Origin of the sequence: Streptomyces sp. NPDC051218 (genome assembly GCF_044455475.1) — a bacterium.
Classification (GTDB): domain Bacteria; phylum Actinomycetota; class Actinomycetes; order Streptomycetales; family Streptomycetaceae; genus Streptomyces.
This window is the reverse complement of record NZ_JBITEU010000001.1, coordinates 1,078,956-1,101,350: the sequence shown is the minus strand read 5'-3', so window position 1 is coordinate 1,101,350 and position 22,395 is coordinate 1,078,956. Positions and strand designations below refer to the sequence as shown.

General features: G+C 70.8%; 15 protein-coding genes. 10 read left to right on the top strand and 5 right to left on the bottom strand.

The window, feature by feature from the left end; genetic code table 11:
- Positions 1-725: 725 nt before the first annotated feature.
- A complete protein-coding gene (locus ACIBCK_RS04950) occupies positions 726-1,235 on the bottom strand; it encodes a DUF937 domain-containing protein (protein WP_399386748.1) in 510 nt (169 codons plus the stop codon).
- Positions 1,236-1,559: 324 nt separating this feature from the next.
- On the opposite strand from ACIBCK_RS04950, the gene ACIBCK_RS04945 reads away from it, so the two are divergent.
- Positions 1,560-3,845, top strand: coding sequence for an ATP-dependent RecD-like DNA helicase (locus ACIBCK_RS04945; RefSeq protein ID WP_399386747.1), 2,286 nt, complete (start codon positions 1,560-1,562; stop codon positions 3,843-3,845).
- A gap of 182 nt (positions 3,846-4,027) precedes the next feature.
- On the top strand, positions 4,028-5,317 hold the full coding sequence (locus ACIBCK_RS04940; RefSeq protein ID WP_367042047.1) for a citrate synthase: 1,290 nt from the start codon (positions 4,028-4,030) through the stop codon (positions 5,315-5,317).
- 444 nt (positions 5,318-5,761) lie between these two features.
- On the opposite strand, the gene ACIBCK_RS04935 is transcribed toward ACIBCK_RS04940, so the two are convergent.
- The 4 genes from ACIBCK_RS04935 to ACIBCK_RS04920 form a co-directional block, all read right to left on the bottom strand.
- The gene (locus ACIBCK_RS04935; protein WP_399386745.1) at positions 5,762-7,999 is read right to left on the bottom strand and encodes a heavy metal translocating P-type ATPase; all 2,238 of its coding nucleotides are present in this window, start codon (positions 7,997-7,999) and stop codon (positions 5,762-5,764) included.
- A gap of 82 nt (positions 8,000-8,081) precedes the next feature.
- Entirely contained in the window at positions 8,082-8,327 is a 246-nt protein-coding gene (locus ACIBCK_RS04930; RefSeq protein ID WP_399386743.1) for a heavy-metal-associated domain-containing protein, read from the bottom strand.
- Positions 8,328-8,494: 167 nt separating this feature from the next.
- Positions 8,495-8,695, bottom strand: a complete 201-nt coding sequence (locus tag ACIBCK_RS04925; RefSeq protein WP_367042041.1) for a MarR family transcriptional regulator — start codon at positions 8,693-8,695, stop codon at positions 8,495-8,497.
- 350 nt (positions 8,696-9,045) lie between these two features.
- A complete protein-coding gene (locus ACIBCK_RS04920; protein WP_399386742.1) occupies positions 9,046-9,945 on the bottom strand; it encodes a sugar phosphate isomerase/epimerase family protein in 900 nt (299 codons plus the stop codon).
- A gap of 165 nt (positions 9,946-10,110) precedes the next feature.
- Here ACIBCK_RS04920 and iolC point away from each other — a divergent pair, with 165 nt between their 5' ends.
- From iolC to ACIBCK_RS04880, 8 genes are all read left to right on the top strand, one after another.
- On the top strand, positions 10,111-11,046 hold the full coding sequence (gene iolC / locus ACIBCK_RS04915; protein ID WP_399387255.1) for a 5-dehydro-2-deoxygluconokinase: 936 nt from the start codon (positions 10,111-10,113) through the stop codon (positions 11,044-11,046).
- Positions 11,039-11,920 carry a deoxyribose-phosphate aldolase gene (locus ACIBCK_RS04910; RefSeq protein WP_399386741.1) on the top strand — a complete coding sequence of 294 codons (882 nt, stop codon included), beginning with the start codon at positions 11,039-11,041 and terminating at the stop codon, positions 11,918-11,920. Before iolC ends, ACIBCK_RS04910 begins: the two co-directional genes overlap by 8 nt.
- A 9-nt stretch (positions 11,921-11,929) precedes the next feature.
- The gene (iolB, locus tag ACIBCK_RS04905; protein ID WP_399386739.1) at positions 11,930-12,745 is read left to right on the top strand and encodes a 5-deoxy-glucuronate isomerase; all 816 of its coding nucleotides are present in this window, start codon (positions 11,930-11,932) and stop codon (positions 12,743-12,745) included.
- Entirely contained in the window at positions 12,742-14,616 is a 1,875-nt protein-coding gene (gene iolD / locus ACIBCK_RS04900; RefSeq protein WP_399386737.1) for a 3D-(3,5/4)-trihydroxycyclohexane-1,2-dione acylhydrolase (decyclizing), read from the top strand. The genes iolB and iolD overlap by 4 nt, the downstream gene beginning before the upstream one ends.
- A gap of 24 nt (positions 14,617-14,640) precedes the next feature.
- The gene (mmsA, locus tag ACIBCK_RS04895) at positions 14,641-16,143 is read left to right on the top strand and encodes a CoA-acylating methylmalonate-semialdehyde dehydrogenase (RefSeq protein WP_399386735.1); all 1,503 of its coding nucleotides are present in this window, start codon (positions 14,641-14,643) and stop codon (positions 16,141-16,143) included.
- Positions 16,144-16,268: 125 nt separating this feature from the next.
- Entirely contained in the window at positions 16,269-18,914 is a 2,646-nt protein-coding gene (locus ACIBCK_RS04890) for an alpha/beta fold hydrolase (RefSeq protein ID WP_399386734.1), read from the top strand.
- Positions 18,911-19,792: an ABC transporter permease gene (locus ACIBCK_RS04885; RefSeq protein WP_399386732.1), complete on the top strand. Its 882-nt coding sequence runs from the start codon at positions 18,911-18,913 to the stop codon at positions 19,790-19,792. Before ACIBCK_RS04890 ends, ACIBCK_RS04885 begins: the two co-directional genes overlap by 4 nt.
- 389 nt (positions 19,793-20,181) lie before the next feature.
- Positions 20,182-21,909: a von Willebrand factor type A domain-containing protein gene (locus tag ACIBCK_RS04880; RefSeq protein WP_399386730.1), complete on the top strand. Its 1,728-nt coding sequence runs from the start codon at positions 20,182-20,184 to the stop codon at positions 21,907-21,909.
- Positions 21,910-22,395: the final 486 nt, after the last annotated feature.

Sequence of the window (22,395 nt, the reverse complement as noted above, 5' to 3'; positions counted from 1 at the left end):
CACCCCGCATCCACCCCTGAACGAACAAGCTTTCCCACCCACCCGCCCGATTGCCCCGCGGTGCCATTGGGTGGGTGAGGGCGAGAGGGGTGTGGGTGGGGGCTAGAGGGGTGCGGCTCGGGTGGGGGGGCCCGCACGGAACCCGTAACCGTACGGGGCGGGGGCCTGCGCGGAATCCCTATCGGAACGGTCGGGGGGCCCGCACGGATCCCGTATCCGTACGGGGCGGGGGCCTGCGCGGAATCCGTGCCCGTGCTCGTACCCGTGTCCGCACGCGCTTGCATGGGATCGGCCCAGACTCGCCCGCAGTCGGCAGTGAGACGGGAGGGGACGTGTCGGTTTGTCTGCCCGGAGCACGGTTCGCGGCGCTTCCTCGCCGGAGTACCAAGGCGGCCACTGGACGATAGCGAGGACGGACATACCGGCGCGGCCCCGCACCCACACGCGGGCAGGCTCCGAAGTCGCACGCGCCCGCAGTCGGCAGTGCACGGGAGGGGACGTGTCGGTTTGTCTGCCCGGAGCACGGTTCGCGGCGCTTCCTCGCCGGAGTACCAAGGCGGTCACCGGACGATAGCGAGGACGGACATACCGGCGCGGCCCCGCACCCGAAGGCGGGCAGGTGCCGAAGTCGCACGCGAGGGGACGTGGCGGTATGTCTGCCCGGAGCACGGTTCCCGGAGGCTCCGGGGTCGAAGTGGCCCCGCGGCCCCGCACCCCCCGCAGGGCTACCTCTTCTTGCCGCCCAGGATCTGCCCCAAGAGGTCGCCGAATCCACCCCCGGTGGAACCCGCCCCCGGCGTCCCCGACTTCCGCGCCCGCTTCGTCAGCACCGTAAGCAGTACCGGAATCACCAACTCGATCACCCGCGTCACAGAAGCCGCCGGCAACCCCGTCTTCTTCGCCACCGCATTGGCCACCGGCCGGCTCATCTTCGCCAGCACCCCGGAAAGCATCCCGCCCGCCGCGAGCCCCCCGAACCCACCGAACCCGACGACCCCCTGCGGAGGCGACGCCTCGGTGAGGGCCTGTTCGACCTCCGCCGCCTCCGCGGGATCCTCCGCCTTCTCCTGGAGGTTCCCCGAGAGCGCGGTCACCGTGGTCCCCACCACGTCCTGCGCCCCCGCGGCATCCGTACCGAGCAGCCCCGCGATCTCATGGAGCTTGTCGTCACCCAGCTCGTCGAGTACGTCCTTCTCCAGTGAGCCATCAGGAGTTTCTGGCGATTGTTCGTTCATGCGTTAAAAGTTACTTCTGCCCTACTTCCTCGGCACCCCGAGCAACTTCCTCGGCACCCCGAAAACTAATCGCCCCGCCCGTGCAACCCTTCCCGCCCGACGCGGGTCGTACTTTGCGTCGGGACTTCCGTGGGGGGGATCTGGGGGGATCAGCGGAGTACTGACAGGGGAGGGGAGACCCGAGGGGGCCCGGTCGAAAGACCGGGCCCCCTCGAAGCTGTGCCCCAGCCCCAGCCCCAGCCGACTGCGCCCCACCCCAGCCACCCCCGCCCGAGTTATCCACAGGCCCCCCACGCTGTCAGCCCCGAGCGATAGCGTCGGCTCATGTCGAGCCCAGCAAAAGTGACGACCGCCGTGGTCGAAGGCGTCCTGGAGCGGATCACTTACGCCAACGAGGAGAACGGCTATACGGTCGCCCGAGTGGACACCGGCCGCGGCGCCGGCGACCTCCTCACCGTCGTCGGCGCACTGCTGGGCGCCCAGGTGGGAGAGTCCCTCCGTATGGAGGGCCGCTGGGGCTCACACGCCCAGTACGGCAAGCAGTTCACGGTGGAGAACTACACCACCATCCTCCCCGCCACCATCCAGGGCATCCGCCGCTATCTGGGCTCGGGCCTCATCAAGGGCATCGGCCCCGTGATGGCCGACCGCATCACCACGCACTTCGGCGTGGACACCCTCGACATCATCGAGAAGGAACCCAAACGCCTCGTCGAAGTCCCCGGCCTCGGCCCCAAGCGCACCAAGATGATCGCCGCGGCCTGGGAGGAACAGAAGGCCATCAAGGAGGTCATGGTCTTCCTCCAGGGCGTGGGCGTCTCCACCTCCATCGCCGTCCGCATCTACAAGAAGTACGCGGACGCCTCCATCTCCATAGTGAAGAACGAGCCCTACCGCCTCGCCGCGGACGTCTGGGGCATCGGCTTCCTCACCGCGGACCGCATCGCCCAGTCCGTGGGCATCCCGCACGACAGCCCCGAACGGGTCAAGGCAGGCCTGCAGTACGCACTCTCGCAATCCACCGACCAGGGCAACTGCTATCTCCCCGAGGACCGCCTCATCGCGGACGCGGTGAAGCTGCTCCAGGTGGACACGGGCCTGGTCATCGACTGTCTGGCCGAGCTCGCCACGGAGGACGAAGGCGTCGTACGCGAGAGGGTCCCGGGCCCCGGCAGCGGCCCTGACGGGGAAGAGCCCGTCACCGCCGTCTACCTCGTCCCCTTCCACCGCGCCGAACTCTCCCTCTCCGCCCAGCTCCTGCGCCTGCTCAGAGCTCCGGACGACCGCCTGTCCGCCTTCCGGGACGTCGACTGGGACAAGGCCCTCGCCTGGCTCGCCACGCGTACGGGCGCGGACCTCGCGCCCGAGCAGGAGCAGGCGGTCAGGCTCGCGCTGACGCAGAAGGCGGCCGTCCTCACCGGCGGCCCCGGCTGCGGCAAGTCCTTCACGGTCCGGTCCATCGTGGAGCTCGCCCGCGCCAAGAAGGCCAAGGTCGTCCTCGCCGCCCCCACGGGCCGGGCCGCCAAACGCCTCGCCGAGCTCACCGGAGCCGAGGCCTCCACCGTCCACCGCCTCCTGGAGCTGAAGCCGGGCGGAGACGCCGCGTACGACAAGGACCGTCCGCTCGACGCCGACCTCGTCGTGGTCGACGAGGCATCCATGCTGGACCTGCTCCTGGCCAACAAGCTGGCGAAGGCCGTCGCCCCGGGCGCCCACCTCCTGTTCGTCGGAGACGTGGACCAGCTGCCGAGCGTCGGCGCGGGCGAGGTGCTTCGGGACATGCTCAGCGAGCGGAGCCCCGTCCCCGCGGTCCGGCTCACCCACATCTTCCGCCAGGCCAAGCAGTCCGGCGTCGTCACGAACGCCCACCGCATCAACTCCGGGGTGCCGCCCATCACTCAGGGGCTCTCGGACTTCTTCCTCTTCGTCGAGGACGAGACCGAGGACGCGGGGCGGGTCACCGTCGACGTGGCGGCCCGTCGCATTCCGGCCAAGTTCGGCCTCGACCCCCGCCGCGACATCCAGGTGCTCGCCCCCATGCACCGCGGCCCGGCGGGCGCGGGGAACCTGAACGGCCTGCTCCAGCAGGCCATCACCCCGAGCAGGCCCGACGTACCGGAGAAGCGCTTCGGCGGCCGGGTGTTCCGCGTCGGCGACAAGGTCACCCAGATCCGCAACAACTACGAGAAGGGGCAGAACGGCGTCTTCAATGGCACCGTCGGGGTAGTCACCTCGCTCGACTCCGACGAGCAGCGGCTCACGGTCATGACGGACGAGGACGAGGAGATTCCGTACGACTTCGACGAACTGGACGAACTGGCGCACGCGTACGCGGTCACCATCCACCGCTCCCAGGGCAGCGAGTATCCGGCGGTGGTGATCCCCGTGACCACGGGTGCGTGGATGATGCTCCAACGGAATCTGCTCTACACGGCGGTCACGCGCGCCAAGAAGCTGGTCGTCCTTGTCGGTTCGCGCAAGGCTCTGGGTCAGGCGGTGCGCACGGTCTCCGCGGGCAGACGCTGTACGGCCCTGGACTTCCGGCTCGCCGGAGGCCGTGGTTCCACCCCCGGATCCACCCCTGGAAATTTTGATCGATCAAACGAGTAGGAAAGGTCACACACCACTTCCGCAACCGGGGCGAAGAGGGGCAGGATGAGTAGGTTGGCGGCACTCAGTGCCGCCAATAGGCCCAATGGTCGACCCCGAGTGCACTCTCCAGGGCCAAATGGGGGATGGTAGAGACAGTCAGGGCACCTCGAAGAAGAGGCACAACGTCGGTGAGGGATGACGTGAGCGACAACTCTGTAGTACTGCGGTACGGCGATGGCGAGTACACCTACCCGGTGATCGATTCGACCGTCGGCGACAAGGGCTTCGACATCGGGAAGCTCCGCGCCCAGACCGGTCTGGTGACCCTGGACAGCGGCTATGGCAATACCGCCGCCTATAAATCCGCCATCACCTATCTCGACGGTGAGCAGGGGATCCTCCGGTACCGCGGCTACCCGATCGAGCAGCTGGCCGAGCGCTCCACCTTCACCGAGGTGGCGTACCTGCTGATCAACGGCGAACTGCCGAAGGTCGACGAGCTCGCCAGCTTCAAGAACGAGATCACGCAGCACACCCTGCTGCACGAGGACGTCAAGCGGTTCTACGACGGCTTCCCGCGCGACGCCCACCCGATGGCGATGCTGTCGTCGGTGGTCAGCGCGCTGTCGACGTTCTACCAGGACAGTCACAACCCGTTCGACGAGAAGCAGCGTCACCTTTCGACGATCCGCCTTCTCGCCAAGCTTCCGACGATCGCGGCCTACGCGTACAAGAAGTCACAGGGCCACCCGGTCGTCTACCCGCGCAACGACCTCGGCTACGTCGAGAACTTCCTGCGCATGACCTTCTCGGTGCCCGCCGCCGAGTACGACCTCGACCCGGTCGTCGTCTCCGCGCTGGACAAGCTCCTGATCCTGCACGCGGACCACGAGCAGAACTGTTCGACCTCCACCGTGCGCCTGGTGGGCTCGTCGCAGGCGAACATGTTCGCCTCGATCTCCGCCGGCATCTCGGCCCTCTGGGGCCCGCTGCACGGCGGCGCCAACCAGTCCGTCCTGGAGATGCTCGAGGGCATCAAGGCGGACGGCGGCGACGTCGACACCTTCATCCGCAAGGTGAAGAACAAGGAAGACGGCGTGAAGCTCATGGGCTTCGGGCACCGCGTCTACAAGAACTTCGACCCCCGGGCGAAGATCATCAAGGCTGCGGCGCACGACGTCCTCTCGGCGCTCGGCAAGTCCGACGAGCTCCTGGACATCGCGCTCAAGCTCGAGGAGCACGCGCTGGCCGACGACTACTTCGTCGAGCGCAAGCTGTACCCGAACGTGGACTTCTACACGGGTCTCATCTACCGCGCGATGGGCTTCCCGACCGAGATGTTCACCGTGCTGTTCGCGCTCGGCCGTCTTCCGGGCTGGATCGCGCAGTGGCACGAGATGATCAAGGAGCCCGGATCCCGCATCGGGCGCCCGCGCCAGATCTACACCGGTGAGGTCCTGCGGGACTTCGTCCCGGTCGAGGGTCGCTGAACCAAGCGAAAAGCGCCCCGCCGTCGATCCCCCCACGGGTCGACGGTCGGGGCGCTTTCCTGTTCCCCGGTGCGGATTCCCCCCACGGGATCCGGCCGGGCGTCTGTGGTGGCAGCGCGCCGGTCGTGCTGCTCGTCGTGCTTGTCGTGCGCTCGTCCTGCGATCTGCCGGGACCCGTACGAACCAGGAGGGCCGCTCAAGCTCCCCGGTGCACGTGCCCCGGCCAACGCATTCCTAGGAACATCCCCCAAGATGTCCCCGATGTCTAGAGACGTCCCCCAAGACGTCCCTGGCATCGTCCTCTTAGACTCGCGAGCCCCCCGAATGGTTACGTTGGGATCGCTGTGATCTGCGTCTCCATCATATGTCCTGTACATGCGCAAGAGGCCCGATATGCCGATCAGGACTCAGGCGTGAGAATGCTGCGACCGAGATGTGAAGAGCTTATGTGAAGTTTCTGAGGCGGAGGCTATTGGTGACCACAAAGACCGAGGAAAATGCCATCGCGGCTCCCGCGATCATCGGGTTCAGGAGACCGGCGGCGGCGAGCGGCAGCGCGGCGACGTTGTAGCCGAAGGCCCAGAAGAGATTGCCCTTGATCGTGGCGAGGGTCCTCCGGGAGAGCCTGATCGCGTCGGCCGCCCCGCGCAAGTCCCCGCGCACCAGCGTCAGATCGCTCGCCTCGATGGCCGCGTCCGTGCCCGTCCCCATCGCGAGGCCCAGATCGGCCGTGGCGAGCGCCGCGGCGTCGTTGACCCCGTCCCCGACCATCGCGACGACCTTGCCCTCGTCGCGCAGCCGCCGTACGACATCGACCTTGTCCTCGGGAAGCACATCGGCGTACACGGCCTCGGCCTCGATGCCGACGGCCCTCGCCACGGCCTGGGCGACCGCGTTGTTGTCGCCGGTGAGCAGCACCGGCGTCAGGCCCAGGGCGCGCAGCTCGCGCACCGCTTCGGCGCTGGTGTCCTTGACGGTGTCGGCGACGGTGAGCACACCGCGCGCCACACCGTCCCAGGCGACCAGCACGGCCGTACGTCCCGCCGCCTCGGCCTCCGCCTTGAGCGCCGCCACCGAGGCGAGCCCCGCGACGCCCGCGTCCGTGAGCAGCCGTGCACGGCCCACGAGCACCAAGTGCCCCTCCACCGTGCCGCGCACGCCCGACCCCGCCACGTTCTCGAAGCCCCGCACGGCGGGCAGCGCGCCCACCGAGAGCCCCAACTCCGCGGCGGCGCCCAGGGCGATGGCCCGCGCCACGGGGTGCTCGGAGGCGTGCTCCAGGCCCCCCGCGAGCCGCAGCAGCTCCTTCTCCTCGGTCTCCCCGGCTGCGTACACGTCCCGCAGCGTCATACGCCCCGTCGTCACCGTCCCGGTCTTGTCCAGGACGACGGTGTCCACCCGGCGGGTGGATTCGAGGACCTCGGGGCCCTTGATGAGGATGCCGAGCTGCGCGCCGCGTCCGGTGCCGACCATCAGGGCGGTCGGGGTCGCGAGGCCGAGTGCGCACGGGCAGGCGATGATCAGGACGGCGACGGCCGCGGTGAAGGCGGCGGTCACGTCGCCGGTGGCGCCGAGCCAGCCGCCGAGCGTGGCGGTGGCGATCATCAGGACCACCGGCACGAAGATGCCCGCGATCCGGTCGGCAAGGCGCTGCACCTGCGCCTTGCCGGTCTGTGCGTCCTCGACGAGCTTGGCCATCCTGGCCAGTTGGGTGTCGGAGCCGACGCGCGTGGCCTCGACGAGGAGCCGCCCCGAGAGGTTCGTGGTCGCCCCGGTCACCGTGTCGCCCTCGGTCACGTCCACCGGAACGGACTCGCCGGTCAGCATCGAGACGTCGACCGCGGAAGCGCCTTCGACGACGGTTCCGTCGGTCGCGACGGTCTCGCCCGGACGTATGACGAAACGGTCGCCGACCACGAGACGCGCGACCGGTATGCGGACCTCCGTGCCGTCCCGCAGCACGGCCGCTTCCTTGGCGCCCAGTTCGAGCAGTGCGTGCAGGGCCGAGCCCGCCTTGCGCTTGGCGCGCGCCTCCAGCCAGCGGCCGAGCAGGATGAACGTGACCACGCCCGCGGCCACTTCGAGGTAGAGCGTCGATGCGGCGTCGGCGCGCGACACCGTGAACTCGAAGCCGTGCCGCATCCCCGGCATCCCCGCGTCCCCGAGGAAGAGCGCCCACAGGGACCAGCCGAACGCGGCGAGCGTGCCCACCGACACCAGGGTGTCCATGGTCGCGGCGCCGTGCCGCAGATTCGTGAACGCGGCCTTGTGGAAGGGGAACCCGCCCCAGACGACGACGGGCGCCGCCAGGGTCAGCGAGAGCCACTGCCAGTTGTCGAACTGGAGCGAGGGGATCATCGCGAGCAGGACGACGGGCAGCGAGAGCAGCGCCGAGCCGATGAGCCGCCGGCGCAGGGTGTCGGGCTCGGTGATGTCGGCGGTGGTGGCCGGTGTCTCCCGCTCGGGCGGCGCCGGGACGATCTCCCGCGCGCTGTAGCCGAGCTTCTCGACCGTCGCGATCAGCTGCGCGACCTCGACCCCTTGCGCGTACGAGACCTTCGCCTTCTCCGTGGCGAGATTGACCGACGCGTCCACGCCCTCCACGCGGTTCAGCTTCTTCTCGATGCGGGCGGAGCAGGAGGCGCAGGTCATTCCGCCGACGGCGAGTTCGACTTCGTTCATGGCTCTTTCGTACGTCTGGGGTGAAGCGGCTGCGGGCTCTGTGACGGTGTCACAGAGCCCGGGGTACCCGGCGGGGCGTGCGTCAGGCCTTGCTGACCCCGGCGAGTTCGTAACCCGCCTCGTCGACCGCGGCGCGGACAGCGGCCTCGTCGAGCGGGGCCTCGGAGACCACGGTCACCAGGCCGGTGGAGGCCACCGCCTTGACGGAGGTGACGCCGGCGATCTCCGAGATCTCACTGGTGACGGCGCCCTCGCAGTGGCCACAGGTCATGCCGGTGACCTCGTACACGGTGGTCTCGGCCTGCGGGAGCTCGGTCTGAGCGCTCATGTCGTTCTCCTCGGTGAGGGGTGCGGCGGCGTGTGTGCGTGCCTGTTCGTGCGTCGTAATGTGCAGGAGTGGTCCCGGTGTTCCCGGAGGCCCCCTGACACTCACCACTGTATACCCCTAGGGGGTACGCATCAACGAGGGGGCCGCGAAGAGATCCATCGGGCCGGTCAGTCTCTGCGCCCGCGGTTGTTGCCCGGCCTCGCGGCGACCCAGGCGCGGATGGTGTCCGCGTACCAGTAGGGCTTGCCGGACTCCACGTGGTCGGGCGCGGGCAGCAAGCCGTGCTTGCGGTAGGAGCGCACGGTGTCGGGCTGCACCCGGATGTGTGCGGCGATGTCCTTGTACGACCAGAGCCTTCGGTCGGTCATCAGTGGCACCTCCCTGCGGGCGCCGCAGGGGCGGCTCGGGAGGAGCCGTCGGGGGAGCTGCGGCGCCGACGCTGGCGATCACTCAGCCTGTGCCCGGTGAGCGACGCGGAGTGAGCGCTGGGGGGCAGCTGTCGACTGTCTGTGACGCAAGACCCGCGTAGGCGGGACATGTGTGACAGGAAGAGGTTGTTTGTGACGGTTGTGATGCATCCGGGGGGCGCGAGGCCGCGGCACACGAGGGGCGTACGGATACGGCGCCGGCCGGGACGGCGAAGCGAGGCGGGCCGGGCTCGTCGGCTCGTCCGCCAGCCGGTCGGCCGACGGCGGCCCGCCACCGGGCGCGAGCCGGACTAGGCCCCGCAGGAGCGCAGATACGAGCGGGTGCGGCGGGCGATGGGCAGCGGCTTGTCCGGCGGGCACGGGTACATGTCCTGCTCGACGATGGCGAACAGCTCGACGCCCAGCTTCTGGGCCGCCGCGAGGACCGGCTCGATGGCGGGCACCCCGGTCGGCGGCTCGCACATCACGCCACGGGCCACGGCGGGCCCGAACGGCAGTTCCTGTGCGCGCACTTCGGCCAGGACGGCCGGGTCGACCTGCTTGAGGTGCAGATAGCCGATGCGTTCGCCGTACGTCTCGATCAGCTTGACGCTGTCGCCGCCGCAGTAGGCGTAATGGCCCGTGTCCAGGCAGAGCGAGACGAGGTCGGGGTCGGTCGCGTCGAGGAAGCGGGTGACGTTCTTCTCGTCGTCGATGTGTGTGTCGGCGTGGGGATGGACGACCACACGCAGGCCGTAACGCTCGCGCACCTCGTACGCCAGCCGCTCGGTCTGGAGCGTGAGCTGGCGCCACTGCTCCGGGGTGAGCGTGCGGTCCTCCAGGACCTCGCCGGTCTTGTCGTCGCGCCAGAAGGCGGGGATCACGACGAGGTGCCCGGCGCCCATCGCCTGCGCGAGCGCGGCGTTGTCGGCCACATGGGCCCACGTTCTGTCCCATACGGAGGGTCCGTGATGCAGGCCCGTGAAGACCGTTCCCGCCGACACCTTCAGGCCGCGCTTCTGTGTCTCGGCGGTCAGCACGGCCGGATCGCTGGGCAGATAGCCGTACGGGCCGAGCTCGATCCACTCGTATCCGGAGTCCGCCACTTCGTCGAGGAAGCGGCTCCAGGGGACCTGGCCCGGATCCTCGGGGAACCACACGCCCCACGAGTCGGGAGCCGAACCGATCCGGATGCGTGACAGCGTCGTCATGTCCGCCAGCTTTCAGGGCGCCGCGGAACGGTGTCAAGGAGTGGTCCGAATGTAAGGACAATGTGTTGACAGGGCTGTAGGGCGCGATTAGACCTAGGGGTGGATGCGGGGGAGGGCGACGCTGAGAGGGAGTACAGGGTGACCGATCCGTACGACGTGATCACGATGGGCCGGATCGGCGTGGATCTGTATCCCCTGCAGGCCGGGGTGGCTCTCGCCGACGTCAGCACGTTCGGCAAGTTCCTCGGCGGCTCCGCGTCGAACGTCGCCGTCGCCGCGTCCCGGCTCGGCCGCCGGGTCGCGGTCGTCACGCGCACCGGCGAGGACCCCTTCGGGGACTATCTGCACCGCGAACTGCGGGAGTTCGGCGTCGACGACCGGTGGGTGAGCGGCGTACCGGACCTGCCCACCCCGGTGACCTTCTGCGAGATCTTCCCGCCGGACGACTTCCCGCTCTACTTCTACCGGCAGCCCAAGGCCCCCGACCTGGAGATGTACGAGAAGGAACTCGACCTCGACGCGATCGCCTCCGCACGGGTGTTCTGGATGACGGGTACGGGGCTCTGCGCGGAGCCCAGCAGGTCGACCACGCTGGCTGCCCTGCGCCGGCGGGCGAAGGCGGGGCTCACCGTCTTCGACCTCGACTGGCGGCCGATGTTCTGGCAGCGGGCCGATGAGGCGCGCGGGTTCTACGCCGAGGCCCTCGCCCAGGCCACCGTCGCGGTCGGCAACCTCGACGAGGTCGAGATCGCCACGGGCGTGCGTGAACCCACGGCCGCCGCCTGCGCGTTGCTGGAGACCGGCGTCGAACTCGCCGTCGTCAAGCAGGGCCCCAAGGGGGTGCTCGCCATGAACAGCTCGGGCGAGGCCGCCGAGGTGCCACCGCTGCCCGTGACGGTGCTCAACGGCCTCGGGGCGGGGGACGCCTTCGGCGGGGCGCTGTGCCACGGGCTGCTCGAAGGCTGGGAGTTGGAGCGGATCATGCGGTACGCCAACGCGGCGGGGGCGATCGTCGCCTCGCGCCTCGAATGCTCCTCCGCGATGCCGTTCCCCGACGAGGTCGAGGCGGCGCTCGCCGCGGGAGCCGTGACCCATGGTTGACGTCGCCGCACTCGCCCGTACCCGGGCCGAACACCCCGAGGCCATCGCCGAAGCCGCCACCCGGCGCCCCCGGCGGCCCCTCCTCGGCGACAGCGGGCGGCTGATGATCATCGCCGCCGACCACCCCGCCCGGGGCGCCCTCTCCGTCGGCGGGGACAAGCTGGCGATGGCCAACCGCGGGGACCTCCTGGAGCGGCTCTGCCTCGCCCTCTCGCGGCCCCGCGTGGACGGTGTGCTCGCCACCGCCGACATCCTGGAAGACCTGCTGCTGCTGGGCGCGCTCGACGGCAAGGTCGTCATGGGGTCGATGAACCGCGGCGGGCTCGCGGGGGCCTCGTTCGAGCTGGACGACCGGTTCACGGGGTACCGGGCCGAGGACATCGAACGGCTCGGGTTCGACGCGGGCAAGCTCCTGCTGCGGGTCGACCACGAAGACCCCGGCTCCCTCACCACCCTGCACTCAAGCGCCCGCGCCGTCGACGCCATGGCCGCCCGGCAACTGCCCGTCTTCGTCGAGCCGTTCCTCTGCCGCCGCGCCCCCGACGGCGGACCGCCGCGCAACGACCTGAGCGCGGAGGCCGTCACCACGTCGATCGCCATCGCCTCGGGGCTCGCCGGGACATCGGCGTACACCTGGCTGAAGGTCCCGGTGACCGAGAATCCGGACGACATGGCGCGCGTCATGGAGGCCTCGACCCTGCCCGCCGTCCTCCTGGGGGGTGACATCGGGGACGACAGTGACACCGCGTACGAGAAGTGGCGCGGGGCGCTGCAACTGCCCACCGTGTACGGGCTCGTCGCCGGGCGCACGCTGCTGTACCCGGCGGACGGCGACGTGGCGGGCGCCGTCGACACCGCCGTCGGACTGCTGTAGGAGGGCCACATGACATACGTACCGAAGGGGAGCGCGGCCGAAGGGCCCTACGCCCTCGAACTCGACCCCAAGCGGTCCGGTCTGGACTATTCCGCGCTGCGCGTGGTCGACATCGAACCCGGCACCACACACTCCTTCGCCACAGGGGAGAGTGAATGGATCGTGCTGCCGCTGACCGGCGGCTGTACGGTGCACGCGGAAGGCGAGATCATCGAACTGCTGGGCCGTCGGTGCGTGTTCAGCGGAGTGAGCGACTTCGCCTACGTGCCGCGTGACGCCCGGATCCAGATCGCCTCCGGCGCGGGAGGCCGCTTCGCCCTGGCAGGAGCGAAGTGCGAGCGTCGACTCCCCGCCCGCTACGGCTCCGCGCCGGAGGTTTCCGTCGAGCACCGCGGCAGCGGCACCTGCGCCCGCGAGGTCCGCAACTTCGCGTCGGCCGACGCCTTCGACTGCGACCGCCTCATCGCCGTCGAGGTGATCACCCCCGGCGGCAACTGGTCCTCGTACCCACCCCACAAGCACGACGAGCACCGGCCGGGCGTCGAGACCGAGCTCGAAGAGATCTACTACTTCGAGATCGAGGCCGACAGGGAAGGGAAGGAAGGCTTCGGCTACCAGCGGGTCTTCCCGTCGCGCCCCGGCGGCACCGACGTCCTCGCCGAGGTCCGTACGGGCGACGCCGTGCTCGTCCCCGACGGCTGGCACGGCCCCTCGATCGCCCAGCCGGGGCACAGCATGTACTACCTGAACGTGATGGCAGGACCCGGCGAGGAGCGGGAGTGGAAGATCTGCTTCCATCCCGATCACACGGAGGGATACCGATGACCTCGATCAGGCTGACCACCGCGCAGGCCCTCGTCCGCTTCCTGTCCCGGCAGTTCACCGAGCGCGACGGCGAGCGGCAGCGGCTCATCGGCGCCACCTGGGGCATCTTCGGGCACGGCAACGTGGCGGGCATCGGCCAGGCGCTCGTCGAGTACGGCGACGAGATGCCCTTCCACCAGGGCCGCAACGAACAGGCCATGGTGCACGCCGCCGTCGGGTACGCACGCCAGTCCGGCCGCCTGTCCACGCACGCCGTCACCACCTCCATCGGCCCCGGCGCGACCAACCTCGTCACCGGCGCCGCGCTCGCGACCGTCAACCACCTCCCGGTGCTCCTGCTGCCCGGCGACACCTTCGCGGCCCGCCCCGCCGACCCGGTGCTCCAGCAGCTCGAAGTCCCGTACGCGGGCGACGTGTCGGTCAACGACTGCCTGCGCCCGGTGTCGCGGTACTTCGACCGGATCACCCGGCCCGAGGCCCTGATCCCGGCCGCGCTCGCCGCGATGCGGGTGCTCACCGACCCGGCGGACACCGGCGCCGTCACCCTCGCGCTTCCGCAGGACGTACAGGCGGAGGCCTTCGACTGGCCGCAGGAGTTCTTCGCCGAGAGGGTGTGGGGCGTACGCCGTCCAGCGCCCGATCCGCTTGAACTGGCCGCAGCGGCACGTGCCGTCCGCGAGGCGCGGCGCCCGCTGATCGTCGCGGGCGGCGGGGTCCACCACAGCGCGGCCGAGGAGGCGCTGCGGGAGTTCGCGGACGCGACCGGCATCCCTGTCGCCTCCACCCAGGCGGGCAAGGGCTCCCTGCGGTTCGACCACCCCGCGGACGTCGGTGGCATCGGGCACACGGGCACGGCCACCGCCGACGAACTCGCCCGCGCCGCCGACCTGGTGGTCGGCGTCGGCACCCGCTACAGCGACTTCACCACGGCGTCCGGCACTCTCTTCGAGACCGCGGACGTCCGTTTCCTGAACCTCAACATCGCCGCGTTCGACGGCCACAAGATGGCGGGCCTGCCCCTCGTCGCGGACGCGCGCGCGGGCCTGGAGGGCCTGACCGCAGCCCTGAAGGAGTGGCGCGTGCCGCCCGCGTACGTCGCCGAGTACACCGAGGACAAGGCGCGGTGGGAGCAGCGGGTCGACGCGGCGTACGCGGCCGGCGAACCCGACGTACGGCCCACGCAGATCCAAGTCCTCGGGCTGCTGGACGAGTTGGTCGGGGACGAGGACGTGATCATCAACGCGGCGGGCTCGCTTCCCGGCGATCTCCACAAGCTGTGGAGGGCGCGCTCGCCCCGGCAGTACCACGTCGAGTACGGCTACTCCTGCATGGGATACGAGATCCCCGCCTCGCTCGGGGTGGCCATCGCGGCGCCGGAGCGGCCGGTCTGGGCGCTGGTGGGCGACGGGACGTATCTGATGATGCCCACCGAGATCGTCACGGCCGTCCAGGAGAACATCCCGGTCAAGGTCGTGATCCTGCAGAACCACGGGTACGCGTCCATCGGCGGGCTCTCCGAGTCCGTGGGCGGCGAGCGGTTCGGCACGGCCTACCGCTACCGGGAGGCCGACGGGACGTACACGGGCGCCCCGCTGCCCGTCGACCTCGCGGCCAACGCGGCCTCGCTCGGGATGCCGGTGATCCGCGCCAAAACAGTGGCTGACCTGCGCGATGCCCTCGCGCGGGCGCGGGCGGCCGACGGTCCCACATGTGTCTACGTGGAGACGGAAACGGCAGACACAGTGTCGCCCCCGCCCCCGGCGCAGGCGTGGTGGGATGTGCCCGTGGCCGAGACCGCGGACCGACCGTCGGCGGTCAAGGCCAGGAAAGAGTACGACCGGCACGTCTCAGCCCGACGCCGCCACCTGTGAGATGTGAGAGTAGGGATGCTTGTCATGACGAAGACCGTCAACCACTGGATCGGTGGCAAGACTGTCGAGGGCGCGTCGGGTACGTACGGCCCGGTGACCGACCCCGCGACCGGCGCCGTCACCACGCAGGTCGCCTTCGCCTCCGTGGACGAGGTGGACGCCGCCGTCGCCTCCGCGCGTGAGGCGTACGTCACATGGGGCAAGTCGTCGCTCGCCAAGCGCACCTCGGTCCTCTTCGCCTTCCGCGCGCTGCTCGACGCCAACCGTGACGCGATCGCCGAGCTGATCACCGCCGAGCACGGCAAGGTGCACTCGGACGCGCTCGGCGAGGTCGCGCGCGGCCTGGAGATCGTGGACCTCGCGTGCGGCATCACGGTCCAGCTCAAGGGCGAGCTGTCGACGGAGGTCGCCTCGCGCGTGGACGTCTCGTCCATCCGCCAGCCGCTCGGCGTCGTCGCGGGCATCACGCCGTTCAACTTCCCGGCCATGGTGCCGATGTGGATGTTCCCGCTGGCCATCGCGTGCGGCAACACCTTCGTACTGAAGCCCTCGGAGAAGGACCCCTCGGCCGCGATGAAGATCGCGGAGCTGCTGAGCGAGGCCGGGCTCCCGGACGGTGTCTTCAACGTCGTGCACGGCGACAAGGTGGCCGTCGACGCGCTCCTGGAGCACCCGGACGTGGCGGCCGTCTCCTTCGTCGGCTCCACCCCGATCGCCCGCTACATCCACACCACCGCGACCGCCAACGGCAAGCGCGTGCAGGCCCTCGGCGGCGCCAAGAACCACATGCTGGTCCTGCCGGACGCCGACCTCGACGCGGCGGCCGACGCGGCCGTGTCGGCGGCGTACGGCTCGGCGGGCGAGCGCTGCATGGCGATCTCGGCCGTCGTCGCGGTCGGGTCGATCGGCGACGAGCTCGTCGCGAAGATCAAGGAGCGGGCCGAGAAGATCAAGATCGGCCCCGGCAACGACCCCACGTCCGAGATGGGCCCGCTGATCACCGCCGCCCACCGCGACAAGGTCGCCTCGTACGTCACCGGCGCCGCGGCCGAGGGCTGCGAGGTCGTCCTCGACGGCACGGGACACACGGTCGACGGCTTCGAGGACGGCCACTGGATCGGCCTCTCGCTCCTGGACCGCGTGCCGGTGACGGCCGCCGCGTACAAGGACGAGATCTTCGGCCCCGTGCTGTGCGTGCTGCGCGTCGACACGTACGACGAGGGCGTGGCGCTGATGAACGCCTCCCCCTTCGGCAACGGCACCGCGATCTTCACGCGCGACGGCGGCGCCGCGCGCCGCTTCCAGCTGGAGATCGAGGCCGGGATGGTGGGCGTGAACGTCCCGATCCCGGTGCCGGTCGGCTACCACTCCTTCGGTGGCTGGAAGGACTCGCTCTTCGGCGACCACCACATCTACGGCAACGACGGCACGCACTTCTACACCCGGGGCAAGGTGGTCACCACCCGCTGGCCCGACCCGTCGGACGCGCCGGCCGGCGTCGACCTGGGCTTCCCGCGCAACCACTGAGCGTGGTCAGAGGCCCGCGTACCGCGATCGTGGTACGCGGGCCCCGCTGCCTACTCCCCAGGTAGACAACCGGGTTCAGACCACCGGCTGCCTCGGTTGTCGGACCTCGCCCGTACGGTTGACGCATGGATCTACGACTGCCCAGGCGCAGACTGCTCGCCGCCGCGGCCGCCCTCGCCATTCTGGCGGGGGCGGGCACGTGGACGGCGGCGGCATCGGACGACGGGCCCGCCGTGCACCGTGAGGACCGCATGATGCGGATGCCGGGGGCGGGCGGCGCGAAGATCGACACGTCGTACTTCACCGCGGGTGACCCCGACACGAAGCGCCCCGCCGTCCTCATCGGCCACGGCTTCGGCGGCAGCAAGGACGACCTGCGCACCCAGGCCGAGGACCTCGCCGAGAAGGGGTACGCGGTCCTCACCTGGACCGCCCGCGGCTTCGGCAAGTCCACCGGCAAGATCGGGCTCAACGACCCGAAGGGCGAGGTCGCCGACGCCCGTGGGCTCATCGACTGGCTGGCACAGCGCCCCGAGGTGCAGCTGGACAAGAAGGGCGACCCCCGGGTGGGCATGACCGGCGCCTCGTACGGCGGCGCGGTCTCCCTCCTGGCCGCCGGGTACGACGACCGGGTGGACGCCGTCGCCCCCCAGATCACGTACTGGAACCTCAGCGACGCCCTCTTCCCGAACGGCGTGTTCAAGAAGCTGTGGGCCGGTCTCTTCATCAACACCGGCGGCGGCTGCGAGCGGTTCGAGAAGCAGCTGTGTGAGATGTACAACCGCGTCGCGGTCGCCGGGAAGCCGGACGCCGCGGCGAAGAAGCTCCTCGCCGACCGCAGCCCCGCCGCCGTCGGCGACCGCATCAAGGTGCCCGCCCTGCTCTTCCAGGGCCAGACCGACTCCCTCTTCCCGCTCGGCCACGCCGATGCCATCTCCCAGGCGATCCGCGGCAACCACGCGCCCGTGTCCGTCGACTGGATCTCGGGCGGCCACGACGGCGGCGACCGCGAGACCGGCCGGGTCAACGCCCGGATCGGATCGTGGTTCGACCGCTATCTGAAGGACGACAAGAGCACCGACACCGGCCCCGCGTTCCGGGTCACGCGCACCGGAGGCGTCGACTCCACCGACGGAGCCGCGCAGCTGCGGGGCGCGAGCGGCGACAGGTACCCCGGCCTGGAGAACGCGCAGCGGGACATCCCGCTCAGCGGACGCGAGCCGCAGCGCGTCGAGAACCCCGCGGGCGCCGCGCCGCCCGCCATCTCCGCGCTCCCCGGCGCGGGCGGCGGCGGGCTGGGCCAGCTCTCCTCGCTCGGCGTCGGCGTCTCCCTGGACTTCCCCGGCCAGCACGCCGCGTTCCAGTCGGCGCCGATCAAGGACGACCTGCGGGTCACCGGATCACCGCAGGTGCGGGTGCACGTCAAGTCCGACAGCGAGGACGCCGTGCTCTTCGGGAAGGTGTACGACGTCGGGCCGGGCGGCGGGCAGAAGGTACTGCCCTCGCAGCTGGTCTCGCCGATCCGCGTGGAGGGCGCGAAGGCGGGCAAGGACGTCACCCTCACCCTGCCCGCCGTCGACCACGACCTGCAGAAGGGCCACCGCCTGCGCCTCGTCCTCGCATCGACCGACCTGGGCTACGCCTCTCCGGAGCAGCCCGCCACGTACACGGTGTCCCTGAAGAGCGACCTGAAGGTCCCCACCGCGCCCGGCGTGAAGACGGCGGCGGCCCCGCTGCCCGCCTGGGTGTGGTGGCTGCCGGCGGCCGGAGCGGTGATCGCGGCGCTGCTCCTGCTCACCGCGCGCCGCCGGACGGCGGCGCCCGCCCCTGACCCGGAGCTCGCGGAAGTGCCGCTGCGGATCACGGACCTGAGCAAGAAGTACGCCAAGTCGACGGACCGTTACGCGGTCCGCGATGTCTCCTTCAGCGTCGAGAAGGGCCAGGTGCTCGGCCTCCTGGGTCCGAACGGCGCCGGCAAGACGACGACCCTGCGCATGCTCATGGGCCTGATCCGCCCCGACGCGGGCGAGATCCGCGTCTTCGGGCAGGCGATCAGGCCGGGCGCTCCGGTCCTCTCCCGGGTCGGCGCGTTCGTCGAGGGCGCGGGCTTCCTGCCGCACCTCTCCGGGCGCGAGAACCTGGAGCTGTACTGGAAGGCCACCGGGCGCCCCGCCGAGGACGCCCGCATGGACGAGGCGTTGGAGATCGCCGGGCTCGGCGACGCGCTGGCCCGCGCGGTGCGGACGTACTCGCAGGGCATGCGGCAGCGGCTCGCGATCGCCCAGGCCATGCTCGGCATGCCGGACCTGCTGATCCTGGACGAACCGACCAACGGCCTCGACCCGCCACAGATCCGCGAGATGCGCGAGGTGATGATCCGGTACGCGTCGGGCGGCCGCACGGTCATCGTCTCCAGCCACCTCCTCGCGGAGGTCGAGCAGTCCTGCACCCACCTGGTGGTCATGGACCGCGGACGCCTGGTCCAGGCGGGCCCGGTCGCGGAGATCATCGGCTCCGGCGACACCCTGCTCGTCGGCCTCGCGGACGCCGTCTCCGACCCCATGGTCGACAAGGTGGCCGCGCTGCCCGGCGTGGCATCCGCGGCCCGCGCGGACGGCGGCCTCCTCGTACGTCTCGACGGCACGGAGGCAGGCAGCGCGAGCCGGCTGCTGCCCGAACTGGTGCGCCTGGAGCTGCCGGTGGAGTCCATGGGCCCCCACCGCCGCCTCGAAGACGCGTTCCTCACCCTGATCGACGGAGGCACGGCATGAGCGCCCCAGCCCCACTCACGGAGCCGGGCACGGAACGCGCCACGGCCCCCGGCTACCGCCCCGGCCGTACGCTGCCGCTGCGCGTCGAGGCGGTCCGCCAGCTGAAGCGGCGCCGGACGCTGGTCATGGGCGGCGTGATGGCCCTGCTGCCCTTCGTGCTGGTCCTCGCGTTCACCATCGCCGGATCCCCGGAGTCCCGAAGCGGCCGGGTGACGCTGATGGACACGGCCACGGCATCGGGCGCGAACTTCGCGGCCACGTGTCTGTTCGTGTCGGCGGGCTTCTTGCTGGTCATCCCGGTCGCGCTGTTCTGCGGGGACACGGTCGCATCGGAGGCCAGCTGGTCGTCACTGCGCTACCTACTGGCGGCTCCCGTCCCGCGGGCCCGCCTCCTGTGGTCGAAGCTGGCCGTCGCCCTCGGCCTCAGCGCGGCGGCGATGATCCTTCTCCCCCTGATCGCCCTCGCGGTCGGGACGGTGGCCTACGGCTGGGGCCCGCTGCAGATCCCGACGGGCGGCGCCCTGCCCGCGGGCACGGCGGCGCAGCGCCTGGTGATCGTGGTGGCGTACATCTTCGTCTCCCAACTGGTCACCGCGGCCCTGGCCTTCTGGCTCTCGACGAAGACGGACGCACCCCTGGGCGCGGTGGGCGGCGCGGTAGGCCTGACCATCGTCGGCAACGTCCTGGACGCGGTGACGGCACTGGGCAGCTGGCGCGACTTCCTGCCGGCGCACTGGCAGTTCGCCTGGGCGGACGCGATCCAGCCCCGCCCCGAGTGGGGCGGGATGATCCAGGGCTCGGCTGTGTCGGTGGCGTATGCGCTGGTGCTGTTCGCGTTGGCGTTCAGGGGGTTCGCGCGGAAGGACGTGGTGTCGTAGGGGGTCTTCCGGTCTCCCCTCAACTTCCGGCCGGGCTGGTGAACTCCAGCTCGGCCGGAGGTATTTCAGCCGATCCGGTGCTTGAGGACGAGCTCGGAGAACCTGGCGGAGCCGGTGATGAACGCTGCGCGAGGCGGAGGGGTGCGTTTCCGCGGTGGGTTGCTTTCGCGTTGGTTTGGGGGAGCGGGGGGCTGCTCCTCAACCTCCGGCCGGAGGTATTTCAGCCTGTCCGGCGTTAGAGGGCGAACCTGGCGGAGCTGGCGACGAACGCCGCTCAAGGACCATGGGGCCCGTTTCCGGATCGGGACGTTTCCGCAACGGTTTCGAGCGAGCGTTTGTGGTGCCCCCCGCGTCACAGTCATGTGAACCGACGACGCGAGGGGGCCAGGATGCGGACCTGCAAAGTACGGCGGGGGATGCTCGCCGCGGCGGTGGCCGGTGGGTTGCTGCTCAGCGGGTGCACTACCGGGGGAGAGGACGCGGACCGGGCCACGGGCAGCGGAAAGCGGGACCGGAGCGGCACCGCCCCGCTGCCCGCGCCGGGCCCCGCCTCACCCGGCACGGGCGACGCGGCCACCCCCGGTGAGCAACAGGACGACAAGGGGCGCGGCTTCACCCCGCGCCCGGACTACCTCTCCACCTTCGCCCTGGACGTGGACACCGCCTCCTACGGCTACGCCCGCCGCACCCTCGCCGCGGGCAGCCTCCCGGACCCGGCGACCGTACGCCCCGAAGAGTTCATCAACAGCTTCCGGCAGGACTACCCGCGCCCCGAGGGCGACGGCTTCTCGGTGAACGTGGACGGCGCGCGCACCGACGAGGACGACTGGTCCCTGATGCGGGTGGGCCTCGCGACCCGCGGCGACGGCTCGGACGCCGAACGCCCGCCCGCCGCCCTCACCTTCGTGATCGATGTCTCCGGGTCGATGGCGGAGCCCGGCCGCCTCGACCTGGTCAAGGAGTCGCTCGGGATCATGACCGACGAGCTGCGCGACGACGACTCCGTCGCGCTCGTCACCTTCAGCGACAGCGCGAAGAAGGTGCTGCCGATGACCCGCCTCGGCGACCACCGCGGCGAAGTGCACTCGGCCATCGGCGCCATGGAGCCCACCCAGTCCACCAACCTCGAAGCGGGCATCCGCACGGGCTACGACACCGCCGTGGACGCCCGGCGCGACGGCGCGACCAACCGCGTCGTCCTCCTCTCCGACGCCCTCGCCAACACCGGTGAGACCAGCGCCGACGGAATCCTGGAACGCATCTCCGACGCCCGCAGCGAACACGGCATCACCCTCTTTGGGGTCGGCGTCGGCAGCGACTACGGGGACGCCCTGATGGAACGCCTCGCCGACAAGGGCGACGGCCACACCACCTACGTGTCGGACAGCGAGGAGGCCCGCAAGGTCTTCTGCGAGCAGCTCCCGGCCAACATCGAGCTGCGCGCCCGGGACGCGAAGGCACAGGTCGCCTTCGACCCGCAGACCGTCAAGCAGTTCCGGCTCGTCGGCTACGAGAACCGCGCCGTGGCCGACGACGACTTCCGTGACGACAGCGTGGACGGCGGCGAGGTCGGGCCCGGACACACCGTGACCGCGCTGTACGCCGTACGGACGAGGCCCGGCGCGAGCGGGCACGTGGCGACGGCCAGTGTCCGCTGGCTGGTCCCCGACAACCGTGTCCCGCACGAGGAGTCCAACGAGATCGAGACGGCGGACATGGAGGGCGGCCTGCGGACCGCCGACCACGGTCTGCGCACCACGGCGGTCGCCGCGTACTTCGCGGACGCGCTGCGGAACGGGACGTCGGCGCAGAGCGAGCCCGGCGACCCCGCGGTGCGCCCCGACCCCGGCACGACAGCCGACGCCCCCGACCCGATGTCCACCTCCACGGTGCCCGCCGCCCGGCAGCCCTTGCCCGGAGCCCCCTCACTGGCGGAACTGGCACGGAGCGCCGACGAGTTGTCCGAGGCATCAACGGGCGAGGACAAGGCACCGGGCGCCGACAAGGCACTGCGCGACCTGGCGACCGCCGCACACCAGGCGGACCGCCTCACCGGCGGCAACGGGTACGGGGGAGGCGACACGGAGGAGGAGGGCGAGCTCACCGGGGGGCGCTAACGCCCGCGGGGGAGCTGGCTTCAGCGTCCTCGCGAAGTTGCCGTCGGACCCGCAGCGGGGGGGGGGGGGGGCAGCGGGAGTGCCGCCTGCGCCTGCAGCGGAGTTGCCGTCGGACTCGCCGCGGGGGGTGACGCCAGCGCCTGGCGCGGAGTTGTCGTCAGCTCCGCTGCAGGACCAGCCGGTGCGCCCTGCGCGAAGCTGCCGCCTGCGCCTGCAGCGGAGCTGCCGTCGGACCCGCCGCGGGAGTTGGCGCCAGCGCCCGCCCCGGAGTTGCCGCTAGCGTCCGCCCGCAGGGCAGCTGCCAGGACCGGCGGCGCTGCCGCCAACGCTCGCCGCGCAGCTGCCGCCAACGCTCGCCGCGCGGCTGCCGCCAACGCTCGCCGCGCAGCTGCCGCCAACGCTCGCCGCGCGGCTGCCGCCAACGCTCGCCGCGCGGCTGCCGCCAACGCTCGCCGCGCGGCTGCCGCCAACGCTCGCCGCGCAGCT